General features: G+C 61.8%; 20 protein-coding genes. 5 read left to right on the top strand and 15 right to left on the bottom strand.

The window, feature by feature from the left end:
* Nucleotides 1–7: 7 nt before the first annotated feature.
* From SC318_RS13185 to SC318_RS13175, 3 genes are all read right to left on the bottom strand, one after another.
* On the bottom strand, nt 8–1,696 hold the full coding sequence (locus SC318_RS13185; RefSeq protein WP_320431158.1) for an ATP-binding protein: 1,689 nt from the start codon (nt 1,694–1,696) through the stop codon (nt 8–10).
* 2 nt (nt 1,697–1,698) lie between these two features.
* Nucleotides 1,699–3,195, bottom strand: coding sequence for an ATPase domain-containing protein (locus SC318_RS13180; protein WP_320431157.1), 1,497 nt, complete (start codon nt 3,193–3,195; stop codon nt 1,699–1,701).
* Between the two features lie 141 nt (nt 3,196–3,336).
* Entirely contained in the window at nt 3,337–4,395 is a 1,059-nt protein-coding gene (locus tag SC318_RS13175; protein WP_320431156.1) for a tetratricopeptide repeat protein, read from the bottom strand.
* Nucleotides 4,396–4,598: 203 nt separating this feature from the next.
* Here SC318_RS13175 and SC318_RS13170 point away from each other — a divergent pair, with 203 nt between their 5' ends.
* From SC318_RS13170 to SC318_RS13150, 5 genes are read left to right on the top strand one after another with little or no spacing between them, the layout of a single operon-like run.
* Nucleotides 4,599–6,248 carry an AMP-binding protein gene (locus SC318_RS13170; protein WP_320431155.1) on the top strand — a complete coding sequence of 550 codons (1,650 nt, stop codon included), beginning with the start codon at nt 4,599–4,601 and terminating at the stop codon, nt 6,246–6,248.
* 21 nt (nt 6,249–6,269) lie between these two features.
* Entirely contained in the window at nt 6,270–7,037 is a 768-nt protein-coding gene (locus tag SC318_RS13165) for an SDR family NAD(P)-dependent oxidoreductase (protein ID WP_320431154.1), read from the top strand.
* Nucleotides 7,038–7,049: 12 nt separating this feature from the next.
* Complete coding sequence (locus tag SC318_RS13160; protein ID WP_320431153.1) at nt 7,050–8,234, top strand: acetyl-CoA C-acyltransferase; 1,185 nt, start codon at nt 7,050–7,052, stop codon at nt 8,232–8,234.
* A gap of 9 nt (nt 8,235–8,243) precedes the next feature.
* Complete coding sequence (locus tag SC318_RS13155) at nt 8,244–9,371, top strand: acyl-CoA dehydrogenase (RefSeq protein ID WP_320431152.1); 1,128 nt, start codon at nt 8,244–8,246, stop codon at nt 9,369–9,371.
* An 11-nt stretch (nt 9,372–9,382) separates the two neighbouring features.
* Entirely contained in the window at nt 9,383–10,156 is a 774-nt protein-coding gene (locus SC318_RS13150; RefSeq protein ID WP_320431151.1) for an enoyl-CoA hydratase, read from the top strand.
* A gap of 676 nt (nt 10,157–10,832) precedes the next feature.
* Here the strand turns inward: SC318_RS13150 and SC318_RS13145 are convergent.
* The 12 genes from SC318_RS13145 to arnC all read right to left on the bottom strand — a co-directional run bounded on the left by SC318_RS13145 (nt 10,833) and on the right by arnC (nt 23,868).
* On the bottom strand, nt 10,833–11,984 hold the full coding sequence (locus SC318_RS13145) for an acyl-CoA dehydrogenase family protein (protein WP_320431150.1): 1,152 nt from the start codon (nt 11,982–11,984) through the stop codon (nt 10,833–10,835).
* 3 nt (nt 11,985–11,987) lie between these two features.
* Nucleotides 11,988–13,091, bottom strand: coding sequence for an enoyl-CoA hydratase/isomerase family protein (locus SC318_RS13140; protein WP_320431149.1), 1,104 nt, complete (start codon nt 13,089–13,091; stop codon nt 11,988–11,990).
* 131 nt (nt 13,092–13,222) lie between these two features.
* Nucleotides 13,223–13,930, bottom strand: coding sequence for an HPP family protein (locus tag SC318_RS13135; protein WP_320431148.1), 708 nt, complete (start codon nt 13,928–13,930; stop codon nt 13,223–13,225).
* A 164-nt stretch (nt 13,931–14,094) separates the two neighbouring features.
* Nucleotides 14,095–14,262, bottom strand: a complete 168-nt coding sequence (locus tag SC318_RS13130; protein ID WP_320431147.1) for a hypothetical protein — start codon at nt 14,260–14,262, stop codon at nt 14,095–14,097.
* A 291-nt stretch (nt 14,263–14,553) separates the two neighbouring features.
* On the bottom strand, nt 14,554–16,176 hold the full coding sequence (locus SC318_RS13125; protein WP_320431146.1) for an ArnT family glycosyltransferase: 1,623 nt from the start codon (nt 16,174–16,176) through the stop codon (nt 14,554–14,556).
* Nucleotides 16,177–16,179: 3 nt separating this feature from the next.
* Nucleotides 16,180–17,559: a UDP-glucose dehydrogenase family protein gene (locus tag SC318_RS13120; RefSeq protein ID WP_320431145.1), complete on the bottom strand. Its 1,380-nt coding sequence runs from the start codon at nt 17,557–17,559 to the stop codon at nt 16,180–16,182.
* Nucleotides 17,556–17,969, bottom strand: coding sequence for a 4-amino-4-deoxy-L-arabinose-phosphoundecaprenol flippase subunit ArnF (gene arnF / locus SC318_RS13115; RefSeq protein WP_320431144.1), 414 nt, complete (start codon nt 17,967–17,969; stop codon nt 17,556–17,558). The genes SC318_RS13120 and arnF overlap by 4 nt, the downstream gene beginning before the upstream one ends.
* Complete coding sequence (gene arnE, locus SC318_RS13110; RefSeq protein ID WP_320431143.1) at nt 17,966–18,313, bottom strand: 4-amino-4-deoxy-L-arabinose-phosphoundecaprenol flippase subunit ArnE; 348 nt, start codon at nt 18,311–18,313, stop codon at nt 17,966–17,968. The genes arnF and arnE overlap by 4 nt, the downstream gene beginning before the upstream one ends.
* The gene (gene arnT / locus SC318_RS13105) at nt 18,310–19,965 is read right to left on the bottom strand and encodes a lipid IV(A) 4-amino-4-deoxy-L-arabinosyltransferase (RefSeq protein ID WP_320431142.1); all 1,656 of its coding nucleotides are present in this window, start codon (nt 19,963–19,965) and stop codon (nt 18,310–18,312) included. Before arnT ends, arnE begins: the two co-directional genes overlap by 4 nt.
* Nucleotides 19,962–20,846, bottom strand: coding sequence for a 4-deoxy-4-formamido-L-arabinose-phosphoundecaprenol deformylase (gene arnD / locus SC318_RS13100; RefSeq protein ID WP_320431141.1), 885 nt, complete (start codon nt 20,844–20,846; stop codon nt 19,962–19,964). The genes arnT and arnD overlap by 4 nt, the downstream gene beginning before the upstream one ends.
* A complete protein-coding gene (gene arnA, locus SC318_RS13095; protein WP_306493085.1) occupies nt 20,846–22,837 on the bottom strand; it encodes a bifunctional UDP-4-amino-4-deoxy-L-arabinose formyltransferase/UDP-glucuronic acid oxidase ArnA in 1,992 nt (663 codons plus the stop codon). Before arnA ends, arnD begins: the two co-directional genes overlap by 1 nt.
* A complete protein-coding gene (gene arnC, locus SC318_RS13090; RefSeq protein WP_320431140.1) occupies nt 22,834–23,868 on the bottom strand; it encodes an undecaprenyl-phosphate 4-deoxy-4-formamido-L-arabinose transferase in 1,035 nt (344 codons plus the stop codon). The genes arnA and arnC overlap by 4 nt, the downstream gene beginning before the upstream one ends.
* Nucleotides 23,869–24,279: the final 411 nt, after the last annotated feature.

Here is a 24,279-nt window from a genome sequence, read left to right as displayed (position 1 = left end):
GTATGTCTTAGAGCACGGACGGCGGGGTCACCCTGATCATCTCGCGCACTTTCTCGGTCAACAGATCGAAGGTGAACGGCTTGGTGATCAACTGCATGCCCGGGTCGAGAAACCCGCCACGCACCGCCGCGTGTTCGGCATATCCGGTGATGAACAGCACTTTGAGGCCGGGACGGATTTGCCGGCCGATCTCCGCCAGTTGCCGGCCGTTCATGCCCGGCAAACCGACATCACTGATCAGCAGGTCAATGCGCTGGTCGGACTCGATGATCGGTACCGCCGTGTTAGCGTCACCAGCCTCGACAAAGGCATAGCCCAACTCTTTCAACACGGCGCTCACCAGTACGCGCACAGCCGGATCGTCCTCAACGATCAGCACCGTTTCACCGTCATTGGCGTACGGCAGCATGGGCGGGTTGACCACAGCGTCAGCGACGACTTCGCCCGCAAAGCGTGGCAGGAACAGGCTGACAGTGGTGCCTACGCCCACTTCGCTGTGCAGGGTCACATGCCCACGGGACTGACGGGCAAACCCGTAAATCATCGACAGGCCCAGACCTGTGCCCTGGCCGATCGGCTTGGTGGTGAAGAACGGGTCGAATACACGCCCCATGACGCTTTCCGGAATGCCACAACCGGTATCACTGACGCTCAGCTCAACGTAATCCCCAGGGCTCAAGGTGCCATAGGCGGCGGTGAACACGCTGTCGAGGTGGCGGTTGGTGGTCGCCACGGTGAGGCTGCCGCCGTTGGGCATGGCGTCTCGCGCGTTGATCACCAGATTGAGCAGGGCGCTTTCCAGCTGATTCGGGTCGGCCTCCGCCGTCCACAGGGTGTCGCTGAGGTGCATTTGCAGGCAGATACTTTCGTTGATGCTGCGTTGCAGCAGTTCGCCCATGGAGGCGACCAGCTGATTGATCCCCACCGGTTTGGGGTCCAGCGACTGCCTGCGCGAAAACGCCAGCAGGCGGTGGGTGAGGCCGGCGGCACGGTTGGCTGAGGTAACACCCAGGTCGATCAAGCTGTCCAGGTCGTCCAGCTTGCCTCGCGCTACACGCCTGCGCAGCAATTCCAGGCTGCCGATGATGCCGGTCAGCATGTTGTTGAAGTCATGGGCGATGCCGCCGGTCAACTGGCCGACGGCTTCCATTTTCTGCGACTGGCGCAGCGCTTCTTCATTGCTGCGCAATTGCGCGGTACGTTCTTCCACCTGTTGTTCGAGGGTTTCCAGGGTGCGTTGCAGGCGCAGCTCACTGGCACTCAGGTCGATCAGGCGATCCCGGGCTTCGTACTGCCGTCGTCGTCCACGCAAGGCGGTACTCACCAGACTGATCAAGGTCACGGGGTGGAACGGTCGCTCCAGGAACGTAACATTGCCCAACAGCCCGCTCAGGTGTGACGAACCATTTTGCTCGCTGCCTCCATGATGGGTCATGAGCACGATGGGCAAGTCCGACCAGGCCGGTTGCTGGTGCAGATACTCCAGCAGAGGTTCCATGTCGACACCGCGCAAGGCCTCAGCGGCAATGATAAGCAGGCCTGCGCCTTCGTCCAGCGCTTCGCACAGGTGCCCAAGGCTGGCGGCAACCATGCCATGGTAGCCGGCCTCATTGAGCATCATCAGCGCCAACGAACTGTCGCGGCCCAAAGGCGCGAGGATGATGGCGCGTTCAAGGACTGAAGAAAGAGACGTCACACTCACTCTTCCTTGAGCAGAGGCGAGCCTGCGCCCATGTAGATCGGAATGCCGCGCAGCACGCCCTGGAAATTGTCCAGAGGTTCGCCCACGGTCATACCGCGACTGCTGATACGGTACTCACGGATAGTGGACTCATGGGTACCGGTACGTTTCTTGATCACCGAAATAGCTCGGCGAACCTTGCCCAATGCTTCGAAGTAACGCAGCAGAATCACGGTATCGGCCAGGTAAGTGATATCCACGGGTGTCTGCATGTCGCCGACCAGGCCATGCTGGGCGACGGTCATGAACGTCGCAGCGCCACGTCGGTTGAGGTACAGCAGCAGTTCGTGCATGTGCAGGATCAGCGCGTTCTCTTCCGGCATGGCCGCCTGGTAGCCGTTGATGCTGTCGATCACCACGGTTTTGATGCCGCCTTCGTCTACGCAGCGGCGTACTCGGTGTGAGAACTCCCCCGGGGACAGCTCGGCGGCGTCGACCTGTTCGATCAATAGGTTGCCGGTGGCCTGCAGCGCTGCCAGGTCGATGCCCATGTTTTTCATGCGTTCGAACAGCAGGCCCATCTCTTCATCGAAGATGAACAGCGCGGCTTTTTCGCCACGCTCTACAGCAGCGGCGGCGAAGATCATCGAAATCAGCGATTTGCCGGTACCGGCCGGGCCAAGGATCAGGCTGCTGGAGCCCGTCTCGACGCCACCGCCCATCAGGGCATCGAGTTCGGGGATGCCGCTGCTCATGGTCTGGCGCGTATAGCCGCCGCGATGTTCGGCGGCCACCAGGCGAGGGAACACATGCACGCCGTCACCCATGATGGTGAAATCATGAAAACCGCCCCGGTACTTCTGGCCACGGTATTTCACCACCCGTACGCGCCGGCGTTCGGCGCCGTAGTTGGGCGTCAGCTCTTCCAGGCGAATCACGCCATGGGCCACGCTGTGCACGGTTTTGTCGAGGGATTCGGTAGTCAGGTCGTCGAGCAGCAACACGGTGGCGTCATAGCGCACGAAGTAGTGCTTGATTGCCAGGATCTGCCGGCGATAGCGCAAGGAGCTTTGCGCCAGCAGGCGGATCTCCGACAGGCTGTCGACCACTACGCGGGTCGGCTTGACCCGTTCAACCACTTCGAAAATCTGCCGCGTGGCCTCACCCAGTTCCAGGTCCGAGGAATACAGCAGGCTTTGCTGATGCTCGGCGTTCAGCAGGCTCTCCGGCGGCGTCAACTCGAAGATATGAATGTTGTCGTCCAGGTCCCAACCGTGAGACTTGGCGCCTTGGCGCAGCTCATGCTCGGTTTCGGACAAGGTGATATACAGCGATTTTTCGCCGTTTTTCGCTCCCGCCTGCAGAAAGTGCAGGGCAACGGTGGTTTTGCCCGTGCCAGGCTCGCCTTCCAGCAGAAACAAGTGGCTGCGTGATAGCCCCCCGGAAAGAATGTCATCAAGACCTTCGATACCAGTGGCTGCCTTTTCACTTAAAAGCGAATTAGATGTAGACAAGAAGTGCCCTCAGGTCACGTACGAGTTAAGTGCGCGCCGCTGGGCGCGCCATATTCACTTGACCATATCGGCCTGTGGCGGTTCAACGTTTTGGATTATTTGTACGAAACCTGGCGACGCTTACAGGTTTGTGGCGCGCGGCTACAGACCCTGCTGCAGCGCAGGATCGTCCGGATTCTGCTGCTCCAGCTGCGCAAGCAGCACCTGAACGTTCTGCAACTGGCCGCTCTCCTTCCAATAATTGACCAGCAGCACGCGCGCTTTCCGATTGGCCGGGTGGCGCTGGACGATGTCTTCCAGCTGGCGCTGCGCAGCCTCCAGCTCTTGCTGGTCGTGCAGCGTGGTGGCCAGATCAAAGCGGTAATCCTGATTGTCCGGCTCAAGCTCTACCGCCTTGGACAGGCCGAGCAGGGCATAGGTGCGCTCGCCATGGTGCAGCAGCCACATGCCCAGGGCGTGCTGCAGGTACGCCGATTCCGGGTGCGCCGCCAGTTGTTGCGCCAGCAGTTGGCGCGATTCGTCGGTCTTGCCCTGTTTATCCAGCAGCTCGATCTGCGCCACTACCGCTTGCAGGTTCTCCGGCTGCAGACGCATGGCCTGCTCCAGTGCATGTTGCGCATCCGGCAACAGGGCGCTGTGAATGTACAGGCGCGCCAGTTGAATCCAGTTCTCGGCGGTCTCGGGCTGGGCCTTGAGGGTTTTTGCGAATTCATCCAGCACTTGCTGCAATGGGCCGAAGTACAGGCCCAGGGTGTCGGGCGACAGGCCGAGCAAGGCGTTGGCGGCAGCAAAGCGCACGTCCTGTTCGGGATCGTCCAGCACCGGGCCGAGCAGCAAGGTGCGCTGGCCGGTGGGCACCAGGCCGACAATGCTGTGGATCGCCGCTTCACGCACCAGGGGCGACTCATCGGCCAGGTCTTTGTCCGCCAGCTTCAAGGCCTGGGGGCTGGGGTAGTTGGGCAGCTCGGCATGCAGCGCCGCGCGCCGCTCGGGTGAAAGATCCGGCCGCCCCAGCTGCTGGTACAGCACCCGCGCCGCGCCCGGCTCGCCGTTGCGCGCCTGCTTCAAGGCCTTGGAATAACCGTGGGCAATCGCCGGCGGCACGGTCACCGGTGTGGAGCGGGAGAAGAACCAGATGACCAACAGGATCGACAGCAGGGCGCACAGGCCGATGATGGAGTAACGGCGGGACTTTAACATGCAGGTGTCCGAAGGCAGGGTACGGATACAAAGTGCTCAGCTTCGGCCAGTGCAGGGCCAGTGTCAAACCGGATTGGCCAAACCAGTCAGCCATGTTGGTGGCTTTGACCATTGCTGGTGGCAACGCTCAAGAGCGACTATTTGCGGGCAATTGAGCGCCTGAAAAGTGTCCTTAAAACAAAAACACACAAGGAACTGAAGCGATGCGTGATTATTTGGCTGCTACCACCGAGTTCGATTACCAGCATACCGTCGACGCCACCTTGGCCGGCAACCTGCAGGCGCTCAACGCCTGTGTGGAATGCTGTGATCGTCACGCGTTGCCTGGGCGTATCGCATTGTTCTGGGAGGGCAGGGACGGGCGCAGTGCCACGGTGACCTTTACCGACCTGCAGGACCAGGCCGCCCGCTTCGCCAATTTCCTGCTGGCCCAGGGCGTCAAGCGCGGTGACAAGGTCGCTGGCCTGTTGCCGCGCACTGCCGAACTGCTGGTGGTGGTGTTTGCCACCTGGCGTATCGGCGCGGTCTATCAACCGTTGTTTACCGCGTTCGGACCCAAGGCCATCGAGCACCGCCTGAACAGCTCCGGCGCGGCGCTGGTCGTCACTGATGCCGTGAACCGGCCCAAGCTCGCCGAGGTGGATGACTGCCCAACCATCGTGACGGTCACCGGGGCCAAGGGCGAAGGCCTGGTGCGTGGTGATTTCAGCTTCTGGGCCGAACTGCCCAACCACTCGAACGTCTGCGAGCCCGTGCTGTTGGGCGGCGACGACGCGTTCCTGCTGATGTTCACCTCGGGCACCACCGGGCCGTCCAAAGCCCTGTCGGTACCGCTCAAGGCGATTGTTGCGTTCCAGAGTTACACCCGCGACGCGGTGGACCTGCGCCCGGAAGATGCATTCTGGAACGTGGCCGATCCAGGCTGGGCCTACGGGATCTATTTCGGCGTGACCGGTCCGCTGTCCATGGGCCATCCGATTACCTTCTACGACGGCCCCTTCACCCTGGAAAGCACCTGTCGGGTCATCAATAAATACGGCATCACCAACCTGACCGGCTCGCCCACGGCGTATCGCCTGTTGATTGCCGGTGGCGAGCAGTTCGCCCGCTCGATCAAGGGCAAGCTGCGCATCGTCAGCAGTGCCGGCGAGCCTTTGAACCCGGAGGTGATCCGCTGGTTTGCCGACAACCTTGATGTGACCATCCACGATCACTACGGGCAGACCGAACTGGGCATGGTGCTGTGCAACCACCATGGCCTGGCGCACCCGGTGCACGTTGGCTCGGCGGGGTTCGCCTCGCCCGGGCATCGCATCGTGGTACTGGATGACAACCACCAGGAACTGCCCGCCGGTCAGCCCGGCATTCTCGCCATCGACCGCGAGCAATCGCCGATGTGCTGGTTCGCCGGGTACGACGGCGTGAAAACCAAAGCCTTTGTCGGCCAGTACTACCTCAGTGGCGACACGGTGGAGCTCAACCCGGACGGCAGCATCAGTTTTGTCGGGCGCAGTGATGACGTGATTACCACCTCCGGCTACCGCGTGGGGCCGTTCGACGTGGAAAGCGCCCTGGTCGAACACCCGGCCGTGGTCGAAGCCGCCGTGGTCGGCAAGCCCTGCCCGGAACGCACCGAACTGGTGAAAGCCTTTGTGGTGATCAATGAGCAATACCGCGCCACCCCGGAACTCGCCGAAGAGTTACGCCTGCATGTGCGCAAGCGTCTGGCAGCCCATGCCTATCCGCGGGAAATCGAATTCGTCAGCGACTTGCCCAAGACCCCCAGCGGCAAGCTGCAGCGCTTTATTTTGCGTAATCAGGAAATCGCCAAGGCCCAGGCGGCCGTGGCGTGAACCGTTTAGAAGGAAACAATGATGCAGATTGAAAACAAGGTATTTCTGGTCAGCGGTGGCGCTTCAGGCCTCGGTGCAGCCACGGCCGAGATGCTGGTCGCGGCGGGCGCGAAGGTCATGCTGGTAGACCTCAACGCGGACGCCGTGGCCGCCAAAGCCACGCAGCTGGGCGACAACGCCCGCAGTACCGTGGCGGATATCAGCCAGGAGGCGGCTGCCGAAGCGGCGGTGCAGGCCGCTGTGGCCGCGTTTGGCGGCTTGCATGGGCTGGTCAACTGCGCCGGTGTGGTGCGCGGCGAGAAAATCCTCGGCAAAAACGGCCCGCATGCCCTGGCCAGCTTCGCCCAGGTGATCAATGTCAACCTGATCGGCAGCTTCAACCTGTTGCGCCTGGCCGCTGCGGCTATCGCTGAAACCCAAGCGAATCCCGACGGCGAACGCGGTGTGATCATCAATACCGCCTCTGTGGCTGCGTTTGACGGGCAGATCGGTCAGGCCGCCTATGCCGCCTCCAAGGGCGCGATCGCCAGCCTCACCTTGCCGGCCGCCCGCGAATTGGCGCGTTTCGGCATTCGGGTGATGACCATCGCCCCGGGCATTTTCGAAACCCCGATGATGGCCGGCATGACCCCGGAAGTCCGCGACTCGCTCGCCGCCGGCGTGCCGTTCCCGCCACGACTGGGCAAACCGGCTGAATATGCGGCCCTGGTGCGCCATATCATCGAAAACAGCATGCTCAATGGCGAGGTGATCCGGCTTGACGGCGCCTTGCGCATGGCGGCCAAGTAAGGAGGCATTTTCATGAACGATCCTATTGTTATCGTCAGCGCCGTGCGCACCCCCATGGGCGGGTTCCAGGGCGACCTCAAGGGCCTGACCGCACCGCAACTGGGCGCCGCCGCGATCCGTGCGGCGGTCGAGCGGGCCGGTATCGCCACCGACGCCGTCGATGAGGTGTTGTTTGGCTGCGTGCTGCCTGCGGGCCTCGGCCAGGCGCCGGCACGTCAAGCTGCGCTGGGCGCCGGGCTGGACAAGTCGACCCGTTGCACCACCCTCAACAAGATGTGCGGCTCGGGCATGGAGGCGACTATTCTGGCGCACGATGCGTTGCGCGCCGGCAGCGTCGACGTGGTGATCGCCGGCGGCATGGAAAGCATGTCAAACGCGCCGTACCTGCTCGACCGCGCCCGCAGCGGCTATCGCATGGGCCACGGCAAGGTCCTCGACCATATGTTCCTCGACGGCCTGGAAGACGCCTATGACAAGGGCCGCCTGATGGGCACCTTTGCCGAGGACTGCGCCGAGCACAACGGGTTTACCCGCCAAGCCCAGGACGACTTTGCGATTGCCTCCCTGACACGCGCCCAGGAAGCCATCACCCACGGCAGCTTTGCCGCCGAGATAGTCCCGGTGCAGGTCACCGTCGGTAAAGAGCAAAAAACCATCCTGCATGACGAACAGCCGCCGAAGGCCAGGCTGGACAAGATCGCCAGCCTGAAACCGGCGTTCCGCGAAGGCGGCACGGTGACCGCAGCCAACTCCAGCTCGATCTCCGATGGCGCGGCGGCGCTGCTCTTGATGCGCGAGTCCGAGGCGCGGCAACGCGGTCTCAAGCCCCTGGCGGTGATTCATGGGCATGCAGCGTTTGCCGATGAACCGGGGCTGTTTCCGGTGGCACCTGTCGGGGCGATCCGCAAGCTGATGAGCAAAACCGGTTGGAACCTGGAGGAGGTGGACCTGTTCGAGATCAACGAAGCCTTCGCCGTGGTCAGCCTGGTCACCATGAGCAAACTGGAGATCCCCCACAGCAAGGTCAACGTGCACGGCGGCGCCTGTGCCCTGGGCCACCCGATCGGCGCCTCGGGGGCGCGCATCCTGGTGACCCTGCTCTCGGCGCTGCGCCAGAAAGGCCTCAAGCGCGGCGTCGCCGCGATCTGTATCGGCGGTGGTGAAGCCACGGCCATGGCCGTTGAATGCCTGTATTAAGGACTGACCATGCTGCCTAATGACGAACACCTGCAAATCAGCGACGCGGCCCGGCAGTTTGCCCAGGAGCGTTTGAAACCGTTCGCCGCCGAATGGGACCGCGAGCATCGCTTTCCCAAAGAAGCCATCGGTGAAATGGCCGAGCTGGGCTTTTTCGGCATGCTGGTGCCAGAACAATGGGGCGGCTGCGACACCGGTTACCTGGCCTACGCCATGGCCCTGGAAGAAATCGCCGCCGGCGACGGCGCATGCTCCACCATCATGAGCGTGCACAACTCGGTGGGTTGCGTGCCGATCCTCAAGTTCGGCAATGACCAGCAAAAGGAACAGTTCCTCACGCCGCTGGCCAGCGGGGCCATGCTTGGCGCCTTTGCGCTGACCGAGCCCCAGGCCGGGTCCGATGCCAGCAGCCTTAAAACCCGCGCCCGCCTTGAGGGCGATCATTACGTGCTCAACGGCTGCAAGCAGTTCATCACCTCCGGGCAAAACGCCGGTGTGGTGATTGTGTTTGCCGTCACTGACCCGGCGGCGGGCAAGCGCGGCATCAGTGCGTTTATCGTGCCCACCGACTCACCGGGTTATACCGTGGCGCGGGTCGAGGACAAGCTGGGTCAGCACGCCTCGGATACCTGCCAGATCCTGTTTGAAGACGTGAAGGTACCGCTCGCCAATCGTCTGGGGGAGGAGGGCGAGGGCTACCGGATCGCCCTGGCCAACCTTGAAGGCGGGCGCGTGGGCATCGCCGCGCAATCGGTGGGCATGGCCCGCGCCGCGTTTGAAGCGGCCCGTGACTACGCCCGCGAGCGGGAAAGCTTTGGCAAGGCCTTGATCGAACACCAGGCTGTGGCCTTTCGCCTGGCGGACATGGCCACGCAAATTGCCGTGGCCCGGCAGATGGTCCATTACGCGGCCGCCCTGCGTGACAGCGGCAAACCGGCGCTGGTCGAGGCGTCCATGGCCAAGCTGTTCGCGTCGGAAATGGCCGAGAAAGTGTGCTCGGCCGCCTTGCAAACCCTGGGCGGTTACGGTTACCTGAGCGACTTTCCGTTGGAGCGGATCTACCGCGATGTGCGGGTTTGCCAGATTTACGAAGGCACCAGCGATATCCAGCGCATGGTCATCTCACGCAATCTTTAAGGAGCCGATACATGAGTTACGAAACCATTTTGCTCGAAGTCCAGGGCCGCGTCGGGCTGATTACCCTCAACCGCCCGCAGGCGCTGAACGCCTTGAACGCCCAGCTGGTCAGCGAGTTGAACCAGGCGCTGGATGACCTGGAAGCCAACCCGCAGATCGGCTGCATCGTGTTGACCGGCTCGAAGAAAGCCTTCGCCGCCGGCGCCGACATCAAGGAAATGGCCGAACTGACCTACCCGCAGATCTACCTGGACGACCTGTTCAGCGACAGCGACCGCGTGGCCAACCGCCGCAAGCCGATCATCGCCGCCGTCAACGGCTTTGCCCTGGGTGGTGGCTGCGAACTGGCCTTGATGTGCGACTTTATCCTGGCCGGTGACAGCGCCAAGTTTGGTCAGCCGGAAGTCAACCTGGGCGTACTGCCAGGCATGGGCGGCACCCAGCGTCTTACCCGTGCGGTGGGCAAGGCCAAGGCCATGGAAATGTGCCTGACCGGGCGCTTTATCGACGCGGTGGAAGCAGAACGTTGCGGTATCGTCGCGCGTATCGTGCCGGCGGACGAGCTGCTGGACGAAGCGCTGAAGGTGGCCACCCTGATCGCCAGTAAATCGGTGCCGATCAGCATGATGGTCAAGGAAAGCGTGAACCGCGCGTTCGAAGTGAGCCTGTCCGAAGGCGTGCGTTTTGAACGTCGCGTATTCCATGCGGCGTTCGCGACCCAGGATCAGAAGGAAGGCATGGCGGCGTTCGTGGCCAAGCGCACACCTGAGTTCAAGGACCAGTAACCAGGTCCTTCACAACACTGAAATCCAAATGTGGGAGGGGTGTGTCAGTTACGATCGTTCCCACGCTCCCGCGTGGGAATGTAGCCCGTGACGCTCTGCGTCACCCGTGCGCAATTGCCGAAATTCGCAGCGGTGGCGGAACGCGGAGCGTCCCTAGAGGCATTCCCACGCAGAGCGTAGGAACGATCAAACACTGGAGATCCAATGTGGGAGGGGGCTTGCCCCCGATAGCGGTGTGACAGTCGACAAAGACATTGACTGATCTACCGCCATCGGGGGCTTGCCCCCTCCCACAGTTATAGATGGTGTGCCAGTTGGAACTGGTAGTGCTTCAAGCAGTTGGATCAGCAGGTCGGCCTCGAGCACCAACAACACTGGAGATCCAATGTGGGAGGGGGCTTGCCCCCGATAGCGGTGTGACAGTCGACAAAGACATTGACTGATCTACCGCCATCGGGGGCAAGCCCCCTCCCACAGTTATAGATGGTGTGTCAGTTGGAACTGGTAGTGCTTCAAGCAGTTGGATCAGCAGGTCGGCCTCGAGCACCAACAACACTGCAGATCCAATGTGGGAGGGGGCTTGCCCCCGATAGCGGTGTGACAGTCGACAGAGATGTTGACTGATCTACCGCCATCGGGGGCAAGCCCCCTCCCACAGTTATAGATGGTGTGTCAGTTAGAGGGGGTAGTGCTTCAGCTCCCTGGCAATCACCATCCGCTGGATCTCGCTGGTGCCTTCGTAAATCTGCGTGATCCGTGCGTCCCGGTAGTAACGCTCCACCGGATAATCTTCCAGATACCCATAGCCGCCGTGAATCTGCATCGCCTTGGAGCAGACTTTTTCGGCCATTTCCGAGGCAAACAGTTTGGCTTGGGACGCTTCCGACAGGCACGGCTTGCCGGCGCTGCGCAGGCGTGCGGCGTGCAGGATCAGCAGGCGTGCTGCGTTCAGTTGGGTTTGCATGTCGGCCAGCAGGTTGGCCACGCTCTGGTGTTCAATGATGGCTTTGTCGAACTGCACCCGATCACGGGCGTAGGCCAGCGCCGCTTCAAAGGCAGCACGGGCGATGCCCAGTGCCTGGGCGGCAATACCGATGCGCCCACCCTCCAGGTTGGACAGCGCGATGGCCAGGCCTTTGCCGCGCTCACCCAGCAGGTTGGCTTCGGGCACCGTGCATTGGTTGAACGTCACGGCACAGGTATCCGAAGCCCGAATGCCCATCTTGTGTTCGGTGCGGTCAACCATGAAGCCCGGTGTATCCGTAGGAACCAGGAACGCCGAAATGCCTTTTTTGCCCAGCTCCGGGTCGGTCACCGCAAACACAATAGCCAATTGGGCGCGCTTGCCGTTGCTGACGAACTGCTTGGCGCCGTTGATCACCCATTGGCCGTCGCGCAGCTCGGCTCGGGTGCGCAGGTTGTGAGCTTCGGAACCGGCCTGGGGTTCGGTCAGGCAGAAGCAGCCGATGGCCTGGCCGCTGGCGAGGGCGCCCAGCCAGGTGTGTTTCTGCGCCTCTGTGCCGTAGTTGAGGACCGGGCCGCAACCCACTGAATTATGGATACTCATCAGTGCGCCCGTGGCGCCGTCCCCTGCGGAAATTTCCTCCACGGCGAGGGCATAGGCCACGTAGTCCACATAGGCGCCGCCCCATTCTTCCGGTACCACCATGCCGAGCAGGCCCAGCTCGCCCATCTTGGCCACCAGCGCGTCGTCGATCCAGCCGGCCTTTTCCCAGGCTTGCGCATGGGGCGCGATTTCGCCACGGGCGAAGTCACGCGCCATGTCACGGATCATTACTTGTTCTTCTGTGTATTCAAGATCTTGCATGGCTTATTTCTCAATCTGCGCGAAGTCGCGAAAGAAGCTTTCCACATGGCCAGCATCCAGCTCCCGCAGGGTGGGCGGGTTCCATTGTGGGTTCTTGTCCTTATCGATGATCAGCGCGCGAACCCCTTCGATCAGGTCGCCGCGGGCGAACCACTGGCGGTCCAGGTGCAGCTCCAGGGCGAAGCACTGTTCAAGCGGCAGGTGGCGACCACGGCGCAGCATTTGCAGGGTGACGGCCATGGCCAGGGGCGAGCGGGTCTGCATCAGGTTGGCGGTAGTCAGTGCCCACTCATGGCTGTCGGCGACGGTCACCTGCTGCAGTTGCTCGACAATGCTCGGCACGTCCGGCAGGGCGAAGAAATGGTCGATAGCCGGGCGCAAGGCGGCCAGCGGGGCATCGGGCAATTGCTGCACGGCCAGCTTGGCGAGCACGCCTTGCAGGTCCTTGAGCGGAGAATCGCGCCATTGCAGGCTGTCGAGCTTATGCGCAAGCTCGGTCAGTCGGGCACTGTCGAGGTACCAGTCAGCCAAGCCGCAGTAGAGGGCATCCGCTGCGCGGATCTGCACCCCGGTGACGCCCAGGTAGACCCCCAACTCCCCGGGAATACGTGGCAGGAAGTAGCTGCCGCCCACGTCCGGAAAATACCCGATGGCCACTTCCGGCATCGCCAGGCGACTGCGCTCGGTCACCACCCGCAGGTCGGCGCCTTGTACCAGGCCCATGCCGCCGCCGAGCACGAAGCCGTCCATCAACGCGAGGACGGGCTTGGGGTAATGGTGGATGGCCTGGTCGAGGGCGTATTCCTCGACGAAGAAGTCTTCATGCAGGGTGTCGCCACGCTTGTAACTGTCGTACAGGGAACGGATATCGCCGCCGGCACAGAAGGCCTTGTCGCCGGCGCCGCGCAGCACAACGGCATAGACCAGTGGGTCATCGGCCCAGGCCTGCAACTGCGTGGTCATCAGGCGCACCATGTCGAGGGTGAGGGCGTTCAACCCGGCGGGGCGATTGAGGGTGAGGTGGCCGATATGGTTACGCATCTCACTCAGTACTTCTTGCTGCTGAATATCGGTGTGGCTTGCTTCGGAGGACACCTGAGCAGTCATCACTAACTCCCTGCTTTTATTGTTCTTTATCAAGATGTTCGCGTACGAACCATCGCGTGATCGTACCAGTGCAAATTTGCCGCCTACAACCCGAAATCCTGCAGGTCGTTGTTGCATTTATGCAGAGTAGGTCAAACCACGCGACTGGCCAGGACTTCGCCGATACTGCGGCGTCGCGCATGGCCCTCGGCGGCATGAATCAACTGCTCCAGCGCCGTGGGTTCGACGTCGAAGAACTGCTCCATGTCGGCCAATGCCAGCTTGAGGTCTGCGGCAGTGATGGCCGGGTCGGTCACGGGGGCGGTGCCGATCACGGCTGGCGCCGGCTCGGCCAGCCCCTTGGGATAACGCGTGCGGGTGGCGTTGTTATAAGCCAAGGCGCTTGTGAGCAGGACGCCGGCGCCGAGCATGACCGGGGCCAGCTCCTGCCAGCCCAGAGCAATGGAGGCGCGGTCGGCCAGTACCAGCGTCATGGCCAGGCCACCGGCCGGTGGGTGCAGGCAGCGCAGCCAGCAGATCAGCACCACCGTCATGCCCGCCGCCAGGCAAGCGCTGCCCAGGGTGCGTCCCAGCACCCGCGCCACCAGCAAGGCCACCACGCCGGCACACAGGTAACTGCCGATGATCGACCATGGTTGTGCCAATGCCCCCGATGACACGGCGAACAACAGCACCGCCGAAGCCCCCAGCGGGCCAAGCAGGTGCAGGGCGACCTCCATGCCAAACACTTGGGCACACACCCAGACACTGAACATTGTGCCCAGGGCCATGCCGATCGCGGCACGGCTCCATTCGGCAGGACGGGTATTGATGGCAGCGGGTAACCAGCGAGCGAGCATTGAAAAGGGGTCCTGAAATCAAGGCGAAAAAAAAGGCTTGCCTGGTTTCCCGGAAAAGCCCTTTGAAAGTTCCAACATTGGGGGAAGGAACCCGTGCAGTTTGCCAATTGGCTTGCAACAAAGCCAATGCATATTAATGAGTATTGAATGCAAAATTTATGTATTCAAGCCGACGAAACATGCCCGCCGTTATGAAGTGCAGCCGTGCTGACCTTGCCCAGTACGAGCGTGTCGATCTCTTCATTGAACAGGCGCTTTTTCAGGTTTTCCTGCATCCCCGGCTCCTCGGCCAGCGGCCCCTTCAGCGCCACCAGTGCATCGCGCAGCCCCATCAACCGATCAAGTCTCGGCGCCGCTACAGCTAACCCATTCTCTCCCACGGCATTGCCCTCCTTGTTGTTATGCAGGGTCGCGGACCAGAACTGACCCGGACACACTCCGATGCGGGTGGTAAATAATCAATGCAGTTGGCAAGCGAGTCTACATTTGGGTTCCAGGCGCCGGAAGGCAAAGTGCACTGGCAGTTACGCAAAGTGCTGTAGGTGCATTCTTGTTGGCAATGATGAAAAACGTCCACGGTTTGATGCGTGGGCGTTTTTTCGTACGGGGCAGCTGAAATTCACTCAAGGAGACGCCATTTTCTCCAAATGCAGCAACACATACGGGGTCTTATCGAACGCCCCGGTCAGCGTTGGCGTGAGCGAGCGCAAACGTGGGTCAGTCAGGTTTTCGAAGTCAGTCTGGCTCATCACCAGCCACGCCGGCGCCTGAATAGGCGCAAGCTCGGCGGGTAACTGGGTAAACAGCGGGACCTTGTCGCAATCGAAGTTGACCATGAATTTGATGGCTTTGGCGTCTTTGCCCAACCCGTGCAGTACCAAAGGCGCCGGTTGTTGCAGGATCCGGGCCTTGGCCGCGAGGGTGAAGGTGCGGGTGTCGTAAAGGCTACGCTCCAGGGGTTCGACTACCGTGATGTAAGTGGTCCAGATGGCCGCCACTGCGACGAATGCCGGACCGACCGCGCGCAGTCGAGACGTGAACAGCGCCATCACGGCCAGCGCTTGAAGCACCGCCAGTGCGCCGAAGACCAGTCCGAGATCGGCCAAAGGTTCCGGGAAACGCCGGCGCGCAGCGATCAGGCCGACGATCAACAGCGCGGGTAGCAGCGTCCATATCACCTGCATCAAACCGCGCAATGCGCTGAATATACGGCCTTGGGCGACCTGAAACGGATACGCGGCAATGATTGCGGCCATCGGCAGCATCGGCAGGATGTACCGCGCTTTTTTCGCCTGGGGCACCGACAAGCCAAGCATCACCAGTACACCCGCCGCCGCGCAGTACAGCACCAGCTTCAATGCCGGGTCTGGTGTTCGGCGGCCGCCGCTGATCACGGCCACCAGCACCAGAAGCGCTACCGGATAGGCCAGCGCATAGTTGCCCAGGGAACTGGTGAAGTAATACAGCGCGCCGCCGGAGCCTTCGCTGCCATCCATGCGCCCCAGAAACTGCATGCGAATCACGTCGTGCATGAAGTCTTCGCCACCGCTGAGCTTGGCCAGCAGCAACAGCAGGCCGATACACGCCGCCAGCAATGCCAACGCCAACAGCCCGAAGCTGAATAATTGCCGCCATTGACGGTTGATCAGGTAATAGCTGCACAGCACCCCGGTGGGGATCACCAGGCCAATCGGCCCGCGAATGGCAAAACCGAGTATCAACAACGCAAACACCCAGTGCAGGCGCTTTGCCGCGCCAAAGTGTTCATGGGCATAGCCCAGGTAGAACACCGCCAGGGTCACGGCCGCGAGCATCTGGTCCAGGGAAACGGCACGGGCTTCGCTGATAAAGGTGCTGCTGAGCAACAGCATGGCAATGCTCAGCAGGCCCCAGCGCTGGGAGTAGGGCGCGGTAAGCCGATACACCAGCACCACGATTGACGCCGACGCCACAGCGCTGGGCAGCCAGGCGGTCAGGCTGGTGACCTGGCCCAGGGGCAGGGACAACAGCCAGGTCAGCAGGGTCGAGGTGGCCAGGTAGTCGGCATAGGGCTGGCCGTAGGTGGTCGGAAAGAAACTCGGCCCATGGCGCAGCATTTCCTGGGCAAACAGCACGAAACGCGAGTCGAAGCCGATGATCGCCTGATGCCAGTTACCCGCGATGAACAGCAGCAGCGCCAACAGCCCCAAACCCAGTGACTGTCGACGGATCGTTGGATTGAGCAGGGGCGGGGACGCCTTGTTCACTGATCAGCCTGCCTTGGCCTGTGGCACCCAGTTTTGCTGGGGGATCGGCAATTCGCAGGAGTCGCCACGACCGATCGGGAAGTATTTGAAGCCTTTGCGCGTCAGGCGCTCACCGTCGTACAGGTTGCGGCCGTCGAAGATCACCGGGGTTTTCAGGCGCTGGTGGATCAGGTCGAAATCCGGTGCCTTGAATTGCTGCCATTCGGTGCACACGATCAACGCGTCGGCACCGCCCAGGGTGGACTCCGGCGTGCCCATCAGCATCAACCGTGGGTCGTCGCCATAGATGCGCTGGGTTTCCTGCATGGCTTCAGGGTCGAAGGCACGGACCTGGGCGCCGGCGGCCCACAAGGCTTCCATCAACACGCGGCTCGGTGCGTCACGCATGTCGTCGGTGTTGGGCTTGAACGCCAGGCCCCACAAGGCGAACGTCTTGCCGCGCAGGTCACCCTTGAAGAATGCATTGATGCGCTCGAACAGCTTGCTTTTCTGACGCTGGTTGATCGCTTCCACGGCTTCCAGAAGGTCACTGGAGCAATTGGCTTGCTTGGCGCTATGGATCAGGGCGCGCATGTCCTTGGGAAAGCACGAGCCGCCGTAGCCGCAACCTGGGTAAATGAAGTGGTAACCGATGCGCGAGTCGGCACCAATCCCCAGGCGTACGGCTTCAATGTCGGCACCCAGGTGTTCGGCCAGCTCGGCGATCTGGTTGATGAAGCTGATCTTGGTGGCGAGCATGCAGTTGGCGGCGTACTTGGTCAGTTCGGCGCTGCGCACGTCCATGAAGATGATGCGGTCATGGTTGCGGTTGAACGGGGCGTACAGGTCGCGCATCACTTCGCGCACTTCTTCGCGCTCGCAGCCGATGATGATGCGGTCCGGGCGGCGGCAGTCGGCGACGGCCGAGCCTTCCTTGAGGAATTCCGGGTTGGAGACGATATCGAATTGCAGCTCACGGCCTGCGGCCTGCAGTTTTTTGCTCATGTGATCGCGCAGGGTATCGCCGGTGCCCACAGGCACGGTGGACTTTTCCACCAGGATCACTGGCGCTACGCGATGGCGGGCTACCGCATCACCCACCGACAGCACATATTTGAGATCGGCCGAACCGTCTTCATCCGACGGCGTGCCCACCGCAATGAACAGCACTTCACCATGTTCCACGGCGAGTTTTTCGTCGTAGGTGAAATGCAGGCGTCCGCTTTCCAGGTTTTCCTTGACCATGGCCGCCAGGCCGGGCTCGAAGATCGTCACGTGACCCTTCTGCAGCGACTCGACTTTGTGCCGGTCAACGTCCATGCAAATAACATCGTGACCGACTTCGGCTAATACGGTGGCCTGTACCAGACCGACGTAACCACTACCAAATACACTGATTTTCATGGGGTATTCCTGGGACTTGAAGTGCTAGCACGACGAGAGTTGATAACCAGTACTCCGAGGACGACCAAGGCCACCCCCAGGGTTTTTGCAAACGAAAAATGTTCGTTGAACACCGGCAGGCAGGCCGCCAGCAAGTACACCAGCGCGTAGCTGATGCTGAGCAGCGAGTAGGCGCGCCCGAGGGGCAAGTGCTTGAGCGCGCCGAGCCAGCAGAGCATCGACAGCGCATAGGCGAGGATCGCCAGGCTCACCACGCCCAGCGCGCCCAGGTCGATGCTGCCGGCACTCAAAGCGCTCAGCCACTGATCCGGCAACGGCAGGCGCGTCATGCTCCAGCGCATGCCCAGCTGGGCAGCGCTGACCAGGCCGACACTGCCCATGGCCAGGGCGAAACCGCGCATCCGGCTCATACCTGGCGCCCCAACAGCACGACGCCGGCAATGACCAGCACCACGCCCAGCCAATGACGGCCATCGATGTGTTCAGCGAACACAAAGCGCGCCACCAGCGTGACCAACACAAAATTGAGACTGAGCATGGGGTAGGCAATGCCCACTTCCAGGCGCTGCAGCACCAGCAGCCACACCAGCAAGCCGAGGCCCAGGCATACCAGCGCCGACCACAGCCACGGTGAGCGCAGCTTCAGCGCCCAGCCGTCGGGCAACTCGCGCCAGCTTTCCACGGCGAACTTCTGCGAAACCTGGCCCATGCAGGTGAGCAGGCAGGCCGCGAGTAATAAAAGCAGGGTGATCATGGCGCGACCTGCGGAAAAATCAGGATCACGATATTGCCCTGCGCATACCGCTTGCCATCCGGAGGCAGCAGGGCGAGTTCTTCCTTCTCGCCTTGGCTGTTGACGCGCATCACCACGCCTACTGCGCCGCTACGGCGGGTTTCTGCCATCCAGGCCTGGATACCGTTGCGGTCGACCAGACGATGGGCAGTATCGGCATAGGCCAGGCCGTATTTCACCTCGCCAGAGGTGTTGTACAGCGTGATGTCGGGCCGTTTCAGGCGCCATGACAGCGCGGCGGATGCGCCCAGGTCGTTGCTCAACAGTGCGACCGAAGGTTTGAGTTCTTCGGCATGATCGATGATGAACTGGTCCGGGGTTTTGTTATAAACCACCGAATGGGGCAGCGCGGCGGGCACCAGGGCAACCAGCAAGGCACTGCCTGCCATGGGGGCGGCCCACGCTTTCACCGGGCGCAGCGCCTGCAGCAGGTTGACCAGGATCCAGCCGAACAGGCAGGTTGATAGCAGCACCAGGCTGAGGGTTTCTTCACCGGGCTCGTACACCGGTTTCTTCCACTGGAACCAGATGAGTGCCACCAGGACGAGCACGCCGATCACCAGGTTCAGCCAACCGTTGATGCGCAACACGCGGCCACGGCCTTGAGCGAGCTTGTCACTCAGGGTCGACCCCATCAGCAAGGCCAGGGGCAGCAGGCACGGCATGATGTAGGAGGGCAGCTTGCCTTTGGCCAGGCTGAAGAACGCCAGGGGCATCAGCAGCCACAGCAGCAGGAACGCGGTTTTCGGCAGGCGTTTGTCCTGCCACGCCTGTTTGAGGCTGGACGGCAGCAGCGCAACCCACGGCAAAGCGAATGCGACCAGCAACGGCAGGTAATACCAGAACGGCTCGGCGTGCTGGGCATCTTCACCGGCAAAGCGCTGGATATGCTCATGCCAGAAGAAGAAGTGCCAGTAATCCGGCTCCTGCAGGTGGACCGTCAACGCCCATGGCAGGCTGACAAGGATCGCCACAGCCACGGCCACCGGGCCGAACTTGAACAGTTCAATCGAACGTTTCTGCCAGAGGGCGTAGGGCACGGCGATCAACACCGGCAGCAACCAGGCCAGAAAGCCCTTGGTCATGAAACCCATGCCACAGGCCAGGCCCAGTAAGGCCCAGGACCACAACCGCGCACGGCGTGCGTGGCTGTCGAAGCAGAACCACAAGGCAACGCCGGTCAGGTTGACCCAGAAGGTGAACTGCGGGTCCAGGTTGGCGTAGCCGCCGAGCATCGCCACGCTGACGAAACTCATGTACAGCACGCTGCTGACCAGGCTTTTCTGCGGGTCGTTCCACAACCTGCGGGACACCAGGTAGACCAGCAGGATGCTCAAGCCGGTGCTCAAGGCCGATGCAAAACGCACGCCGAACAGATTCTGGCCGAAGATCGCCTGGCTCAGCGCGATCATCCAGTAGCCCGCTGCCGGTTTTTCGAAGTAGCGAATGCCCATGAAGTGCGGCGAAGCCCACTTGCCGGTCAGCAGCATCTCCTGGCTGATTTGCGCGTAGCGGGTTTCATCGGGGATCCACAGGCCGTGAGTCGCCAGCGGCAGCAGGTAAAACACGCCAAAGGCCAACAGCAGCAAGGGCAATGCCCAGCGCCGGATCATGCCTGCTGTACTCCGAGCCAACCCTCGCGGCCGCTCAAGGCGCCGCGCACCAGCTGTTGCTGGGGCAGGGTGGTGACATCGGCGGGCAGCAGCTCGCCCAGGGGGGTGAAGTCGATGCCGCGCTGCCCGGCCTGGGCGAGTAACTGGCGAAAATCCTGAGCCATCAAAATCCCTTCTACTTCTGCGTGGATCGTGTAGACGTTCAGCTTCGACGCGTTGAACCGGTCAAGGATGAAGGTGTTGAAATCGTTGGCAGCCACTACCGGCCCGACGACTTCGTCGAAGGTGGGCAGGTCTACCGGAATTTGTGGGGTGCCCGCGCTGCCATCGGCCAGGGTCGGCCGGAACAGGCTGGTGCCCCGGCAATCGCTGTTGTAGCGAAAGTCGAAGGCTTGCTTGGCTTGCACCACGCGTTCATCGGCGCGCCAACCGGCGGCCGCTGAACAGTCGATACGCTCACCCAGAATGTCGCTCAAGGTGTCCACGCCGCGTCGGATCTGCTCGACCAGCTGTGTATCGCTCCACCGCCCGGTATTGGCCTGCCAGCCATGGTGATCCCACGCGTGCAGGCCGACTTCATGCCCGGCAGCCTTGGCCTGGCGCATCAAATGCCCCAGGTCGCGGCCAATCGGCTTGCCCGGCCAGGCGGTGCCGGCCAGCAGGATGTCCCAGCCATACAGGCCGGCGGCGTTGGAACGCAGCATTTTCCACAGAAACTGCGGGCGGATCAGGCGCCACAAGTGGCGCCCCATGTTGTCCGGCCCGACGCTGAAGAAAAACGTCGCTTTGATCCCGGCTTCGTCCAGGGACTCGAGCAGCCGCGGCACACCTTCACGGGTGCCACGGTAGGTGTCGACGTCGATGCGAAGACCTGCCTTCATTACTTTTTGTCCGCTATTTCAAGCATCGCTTCACGCAGGAAGAAGTCCAGCGTGTTGCCGATGGTTTCGCTCATCTGCACGCTCGGCTCCCAGTTCAGCAGGCGCTTGGCGTTTTCGATGCTCGGCTTGCGGTGTGCCACGTCCTGGTAACCGGTGCCGTAGAACGCCTTGCTTTCCACGTCGCGGAAACCGGCAAACGGCGGGAAGTTGCCGCGCAGCGGGTGAGCTTCGAACTGACGCAGCAGCTCTTCGCCCAACTGACGGATGCTGGCTTCGTTTTCCGGGTTGCCGATGTTGATGATCTGACCGTCGCAGACGCCCTTGTCGTTATCGATGATGCGCGCCAGGGCTTCGATGCCGTCGGCGATGTCAGTGAAGCAACGCTTCTGCTCGCCACCGTCGAACAAGCGGATCGGCGTGCCTTCCACCAGGTTCAGGATCAGTTGGGTGATCGCACGGGAACTGCCGATACGCGCCGAGTCCAGGCGGTCCAGGCGTGGCCCCATCCAGTTGAACGGGCGGAACAGGGTGAATTTGAGGCCCTTGTCGCCGTAAGCCCAGATCACGCGGTCGAGCAGCTGCTTGGAGACCGAATAGATCCAGCGTTGCTTGTTGACCGGGCCCACCACCAGGTTGGAGGTGTCTTCGTCGAAGTACTGGTCCTGGCACATGCCATAGACTTCGGAGGTCGACGGGAAGATCACGCGCTTGTTGTACTTGACGCAGTAGCGCACCAGCTTGAGGTTTTCCTCGAAGTCCAGCTCGAACACGCGCAGCGGGTTGCGGGTGTATTCGATTGGCGTGGCGATGGCCACCAGCGGCAGCACCACGTCGCACTTCTTGATGTGGTACTCGATCCACTCGGTGTGGATGCTGATATCGCCTTCCACGTAGTGGAAGTTCGGGTGGCTGCGCAGGCGCTCGATGGCGTCGGAGCCGATATCCAGACCGTAGACTTCATAGCGGTCGTCACGCAGCAGGCGCTCGGACAGGTGGTTACCGATAAAGCCGTTCACCCCCAGGATCAGCACGCGGGTACGGCGCGGCTTGCGGCCCGACTCGGCACCGCGCAGCACGGAGCCGTCCACCAGGCCCAGTTCATCGGCCAGGGACGGGCCGGCGAGGTACAGGCCGTTGTCGTTGCGCTGGCCGAATTTGACCACCAGGGAGTCTTCACCGCAGGCGATGCGCAGCGGGTTGACGCTGATCACACGGCCCGGCGCCAGGCCTTCGTTGCCCTTGACCACGTCAGCCTGCCAAACGATGAGTTTGTGCTCGCCCACGGCGCAAAAGGCGCCCGGGTAGGGCTGAGTCACGGCACGCACCAGGTTGAACAGCTCTTCTGCGGGCTTTTTCCAGTCGATCTTGCCATCGGCGGCGGTGCGGCGGCCGAAGCAGGTCGCCTGGCTTTCATCCTGAGCGGTCTCAGCCAGTTTGCCTTGAGCCAGTTGCGGCAGGGCATCGCGCAGCAGGTGGCTGGCGGCCTCACGCAGTTTGGCGTGCAGGCTCAGACCGGTGTCGCTGCGCTCGATGCTGACCTTGTGCTGGGCCAGAATCGCGCCGGCATCGGCACGCTTGACCATGCGGTGCAGGGTCACGCCGGTTTCGGTCTCGCCGTTGACCAGCACCCAGTTGGCCGGTGCACGGCCACGGTATTTGGGCAGCAGCGAACCATGCAGGTTGTAGGCGCCCTGGCGGGCGAGGGCCAGCAGGGGTTCGCTCAGCAGGTTGCGGTAGTAGAAGGAGAAGATGAAATCCGGGTTCAGCTTGGCGATGCGTTCGACCCACAGCGGGTGGTTGGCGTCTTCCGGGGCGTGCACCGGGATGCCGTTGCGGGCGCACAGTTGGGCGACGGAGCCGTAGAAGTTGTTTTCCTTGGGGTCGTCGGCATGGGTGAACACGGCGGCGATGTCATAACCCGCAGCGAGCAGGGCTTCAATACCTGCACAGCCAATATCGTGGTAGGCGAATACAACGGCTTTTGAACTCATGACTGAACCTGATCGGAAGAAGAAGTAGAAGTATGGGAAGACACCAGGCCATCAACGACGACCACGGGAGCCGGTGCTGCCGGTTGGTTGCGCAGCACTTTTTCAATGAAGAAACGCGGGCGGGCGCGCACATCGCTGTACATGCGGCCCAGGTACTCACCGAGCAGGCCCATGCCGATGAACTGGCCACCGGTAAACACGAACAGCACCGCAAACAGCACGAACAGGCCGTCGCCCGCCCAGTTGGCACCGAAGGCCAGGCGCATGACGATCAACGCAAACGCGAACAGCACACCCAGCGCCGCCAGGCTGAAGCCGACGATGGACAGCAGGCGCAACGGTGTGGTGGTCATGCAGGTGAGCAGGTCGAACATCAGGCTGATCAGGCGCATGGCGCTGTATTTGGATTCGCCGTGCTCACGCTCGGCGTGGTGCACCAGGATTTCCGTGGTGTGGCGCGCGAAGCCGTTGGCCAGGATCGGAATGAAGGTACTGCGCTCGCGGCAGGCCAGCATCGCGTCGACGATGGTGCGGCGGTAGGCGCGCAGCATGCAGCCGTAATCGGTCATGGCCACGCCGGTGGAGCGCTGCACGGCCAGGTTGATCAGGCGCGAGGGCCAGCGGCGGAACGCTGAATCCTGGCGGTTGTTACGCACCGTGGCGACCACGTCGTAGCCCAGGGCGGCTTGCTCCACCAGGCGCGGGATTTCTTCGGGCGGGTTTTGCAGGTCGGCGTCGAGGGTAATCACCACTTCGCCGCGGCACTGTTCGAAACCCGCCATGATCGCCGCGTGTTGGCCATAGTTACGGTTGAGGATCACCGCCACCACGTTGCTGCCGTCTTCGGCGGCGGCGTCTTCGAGCAATTGCGCCGAATTGTCGCGGCTGCCGTCGTCCACCAGGATGATTTCGTAGTCGTAGGCCAGCTGCTTGCAGGCAGCCGTAGTACGGCGCAGCAATTCAGGCAGGCTCTCTTGTTCGTTGTAGACCGGGATAACGATCGATACGCAATGAATAGGGTAGGGTTTCAAAGATTCATGACCTCGGCTAAAGCAACTTGGAGCGCGAAAACAGCAGCGATTGTTGGGCAAAACCATAGCCCGCACAGTACAACGCGGCGCTAAAGATAATGAGTAATCAACAGGTTAGTCGATAAACCAAGGATTGCTCTGAAGTGTTGCATACAAGGTTAAGCGCAAAATTGTTCAACGAATATGAAAGGCGGATGAAAAACTCGTTTATTTGACAGGTAGACAGCTAGGGTTCAGCAATGTGGACAAGGCGTTAAACCCTGTGCGTTTTCAGGCGGATAGGAACGGGCCGGCGGCTGTTTGGTTCACTTGATCGAGGCGCTCGCAGGCGCCCCTGCAGGTATTCAACAATCTTCTCTGCATTGCCCTTCAAGTGCCGGTAAAGTAAGCCATCTCTTGCCAGGGTACTCG

The organism is Pseudomonas sp. MUP55, from assembly GCF_034043515.1.
Taxonomy (GTDB): domain Bacteria; phylum Pseudomonadota; class Gammaproteobacteria; order Pseudomonadales; family Pseudomonadaceae; genus Aquipseudomonas.
This window is presented reverse-complemented; position numbering and strand designations above follow the sequence as displayed.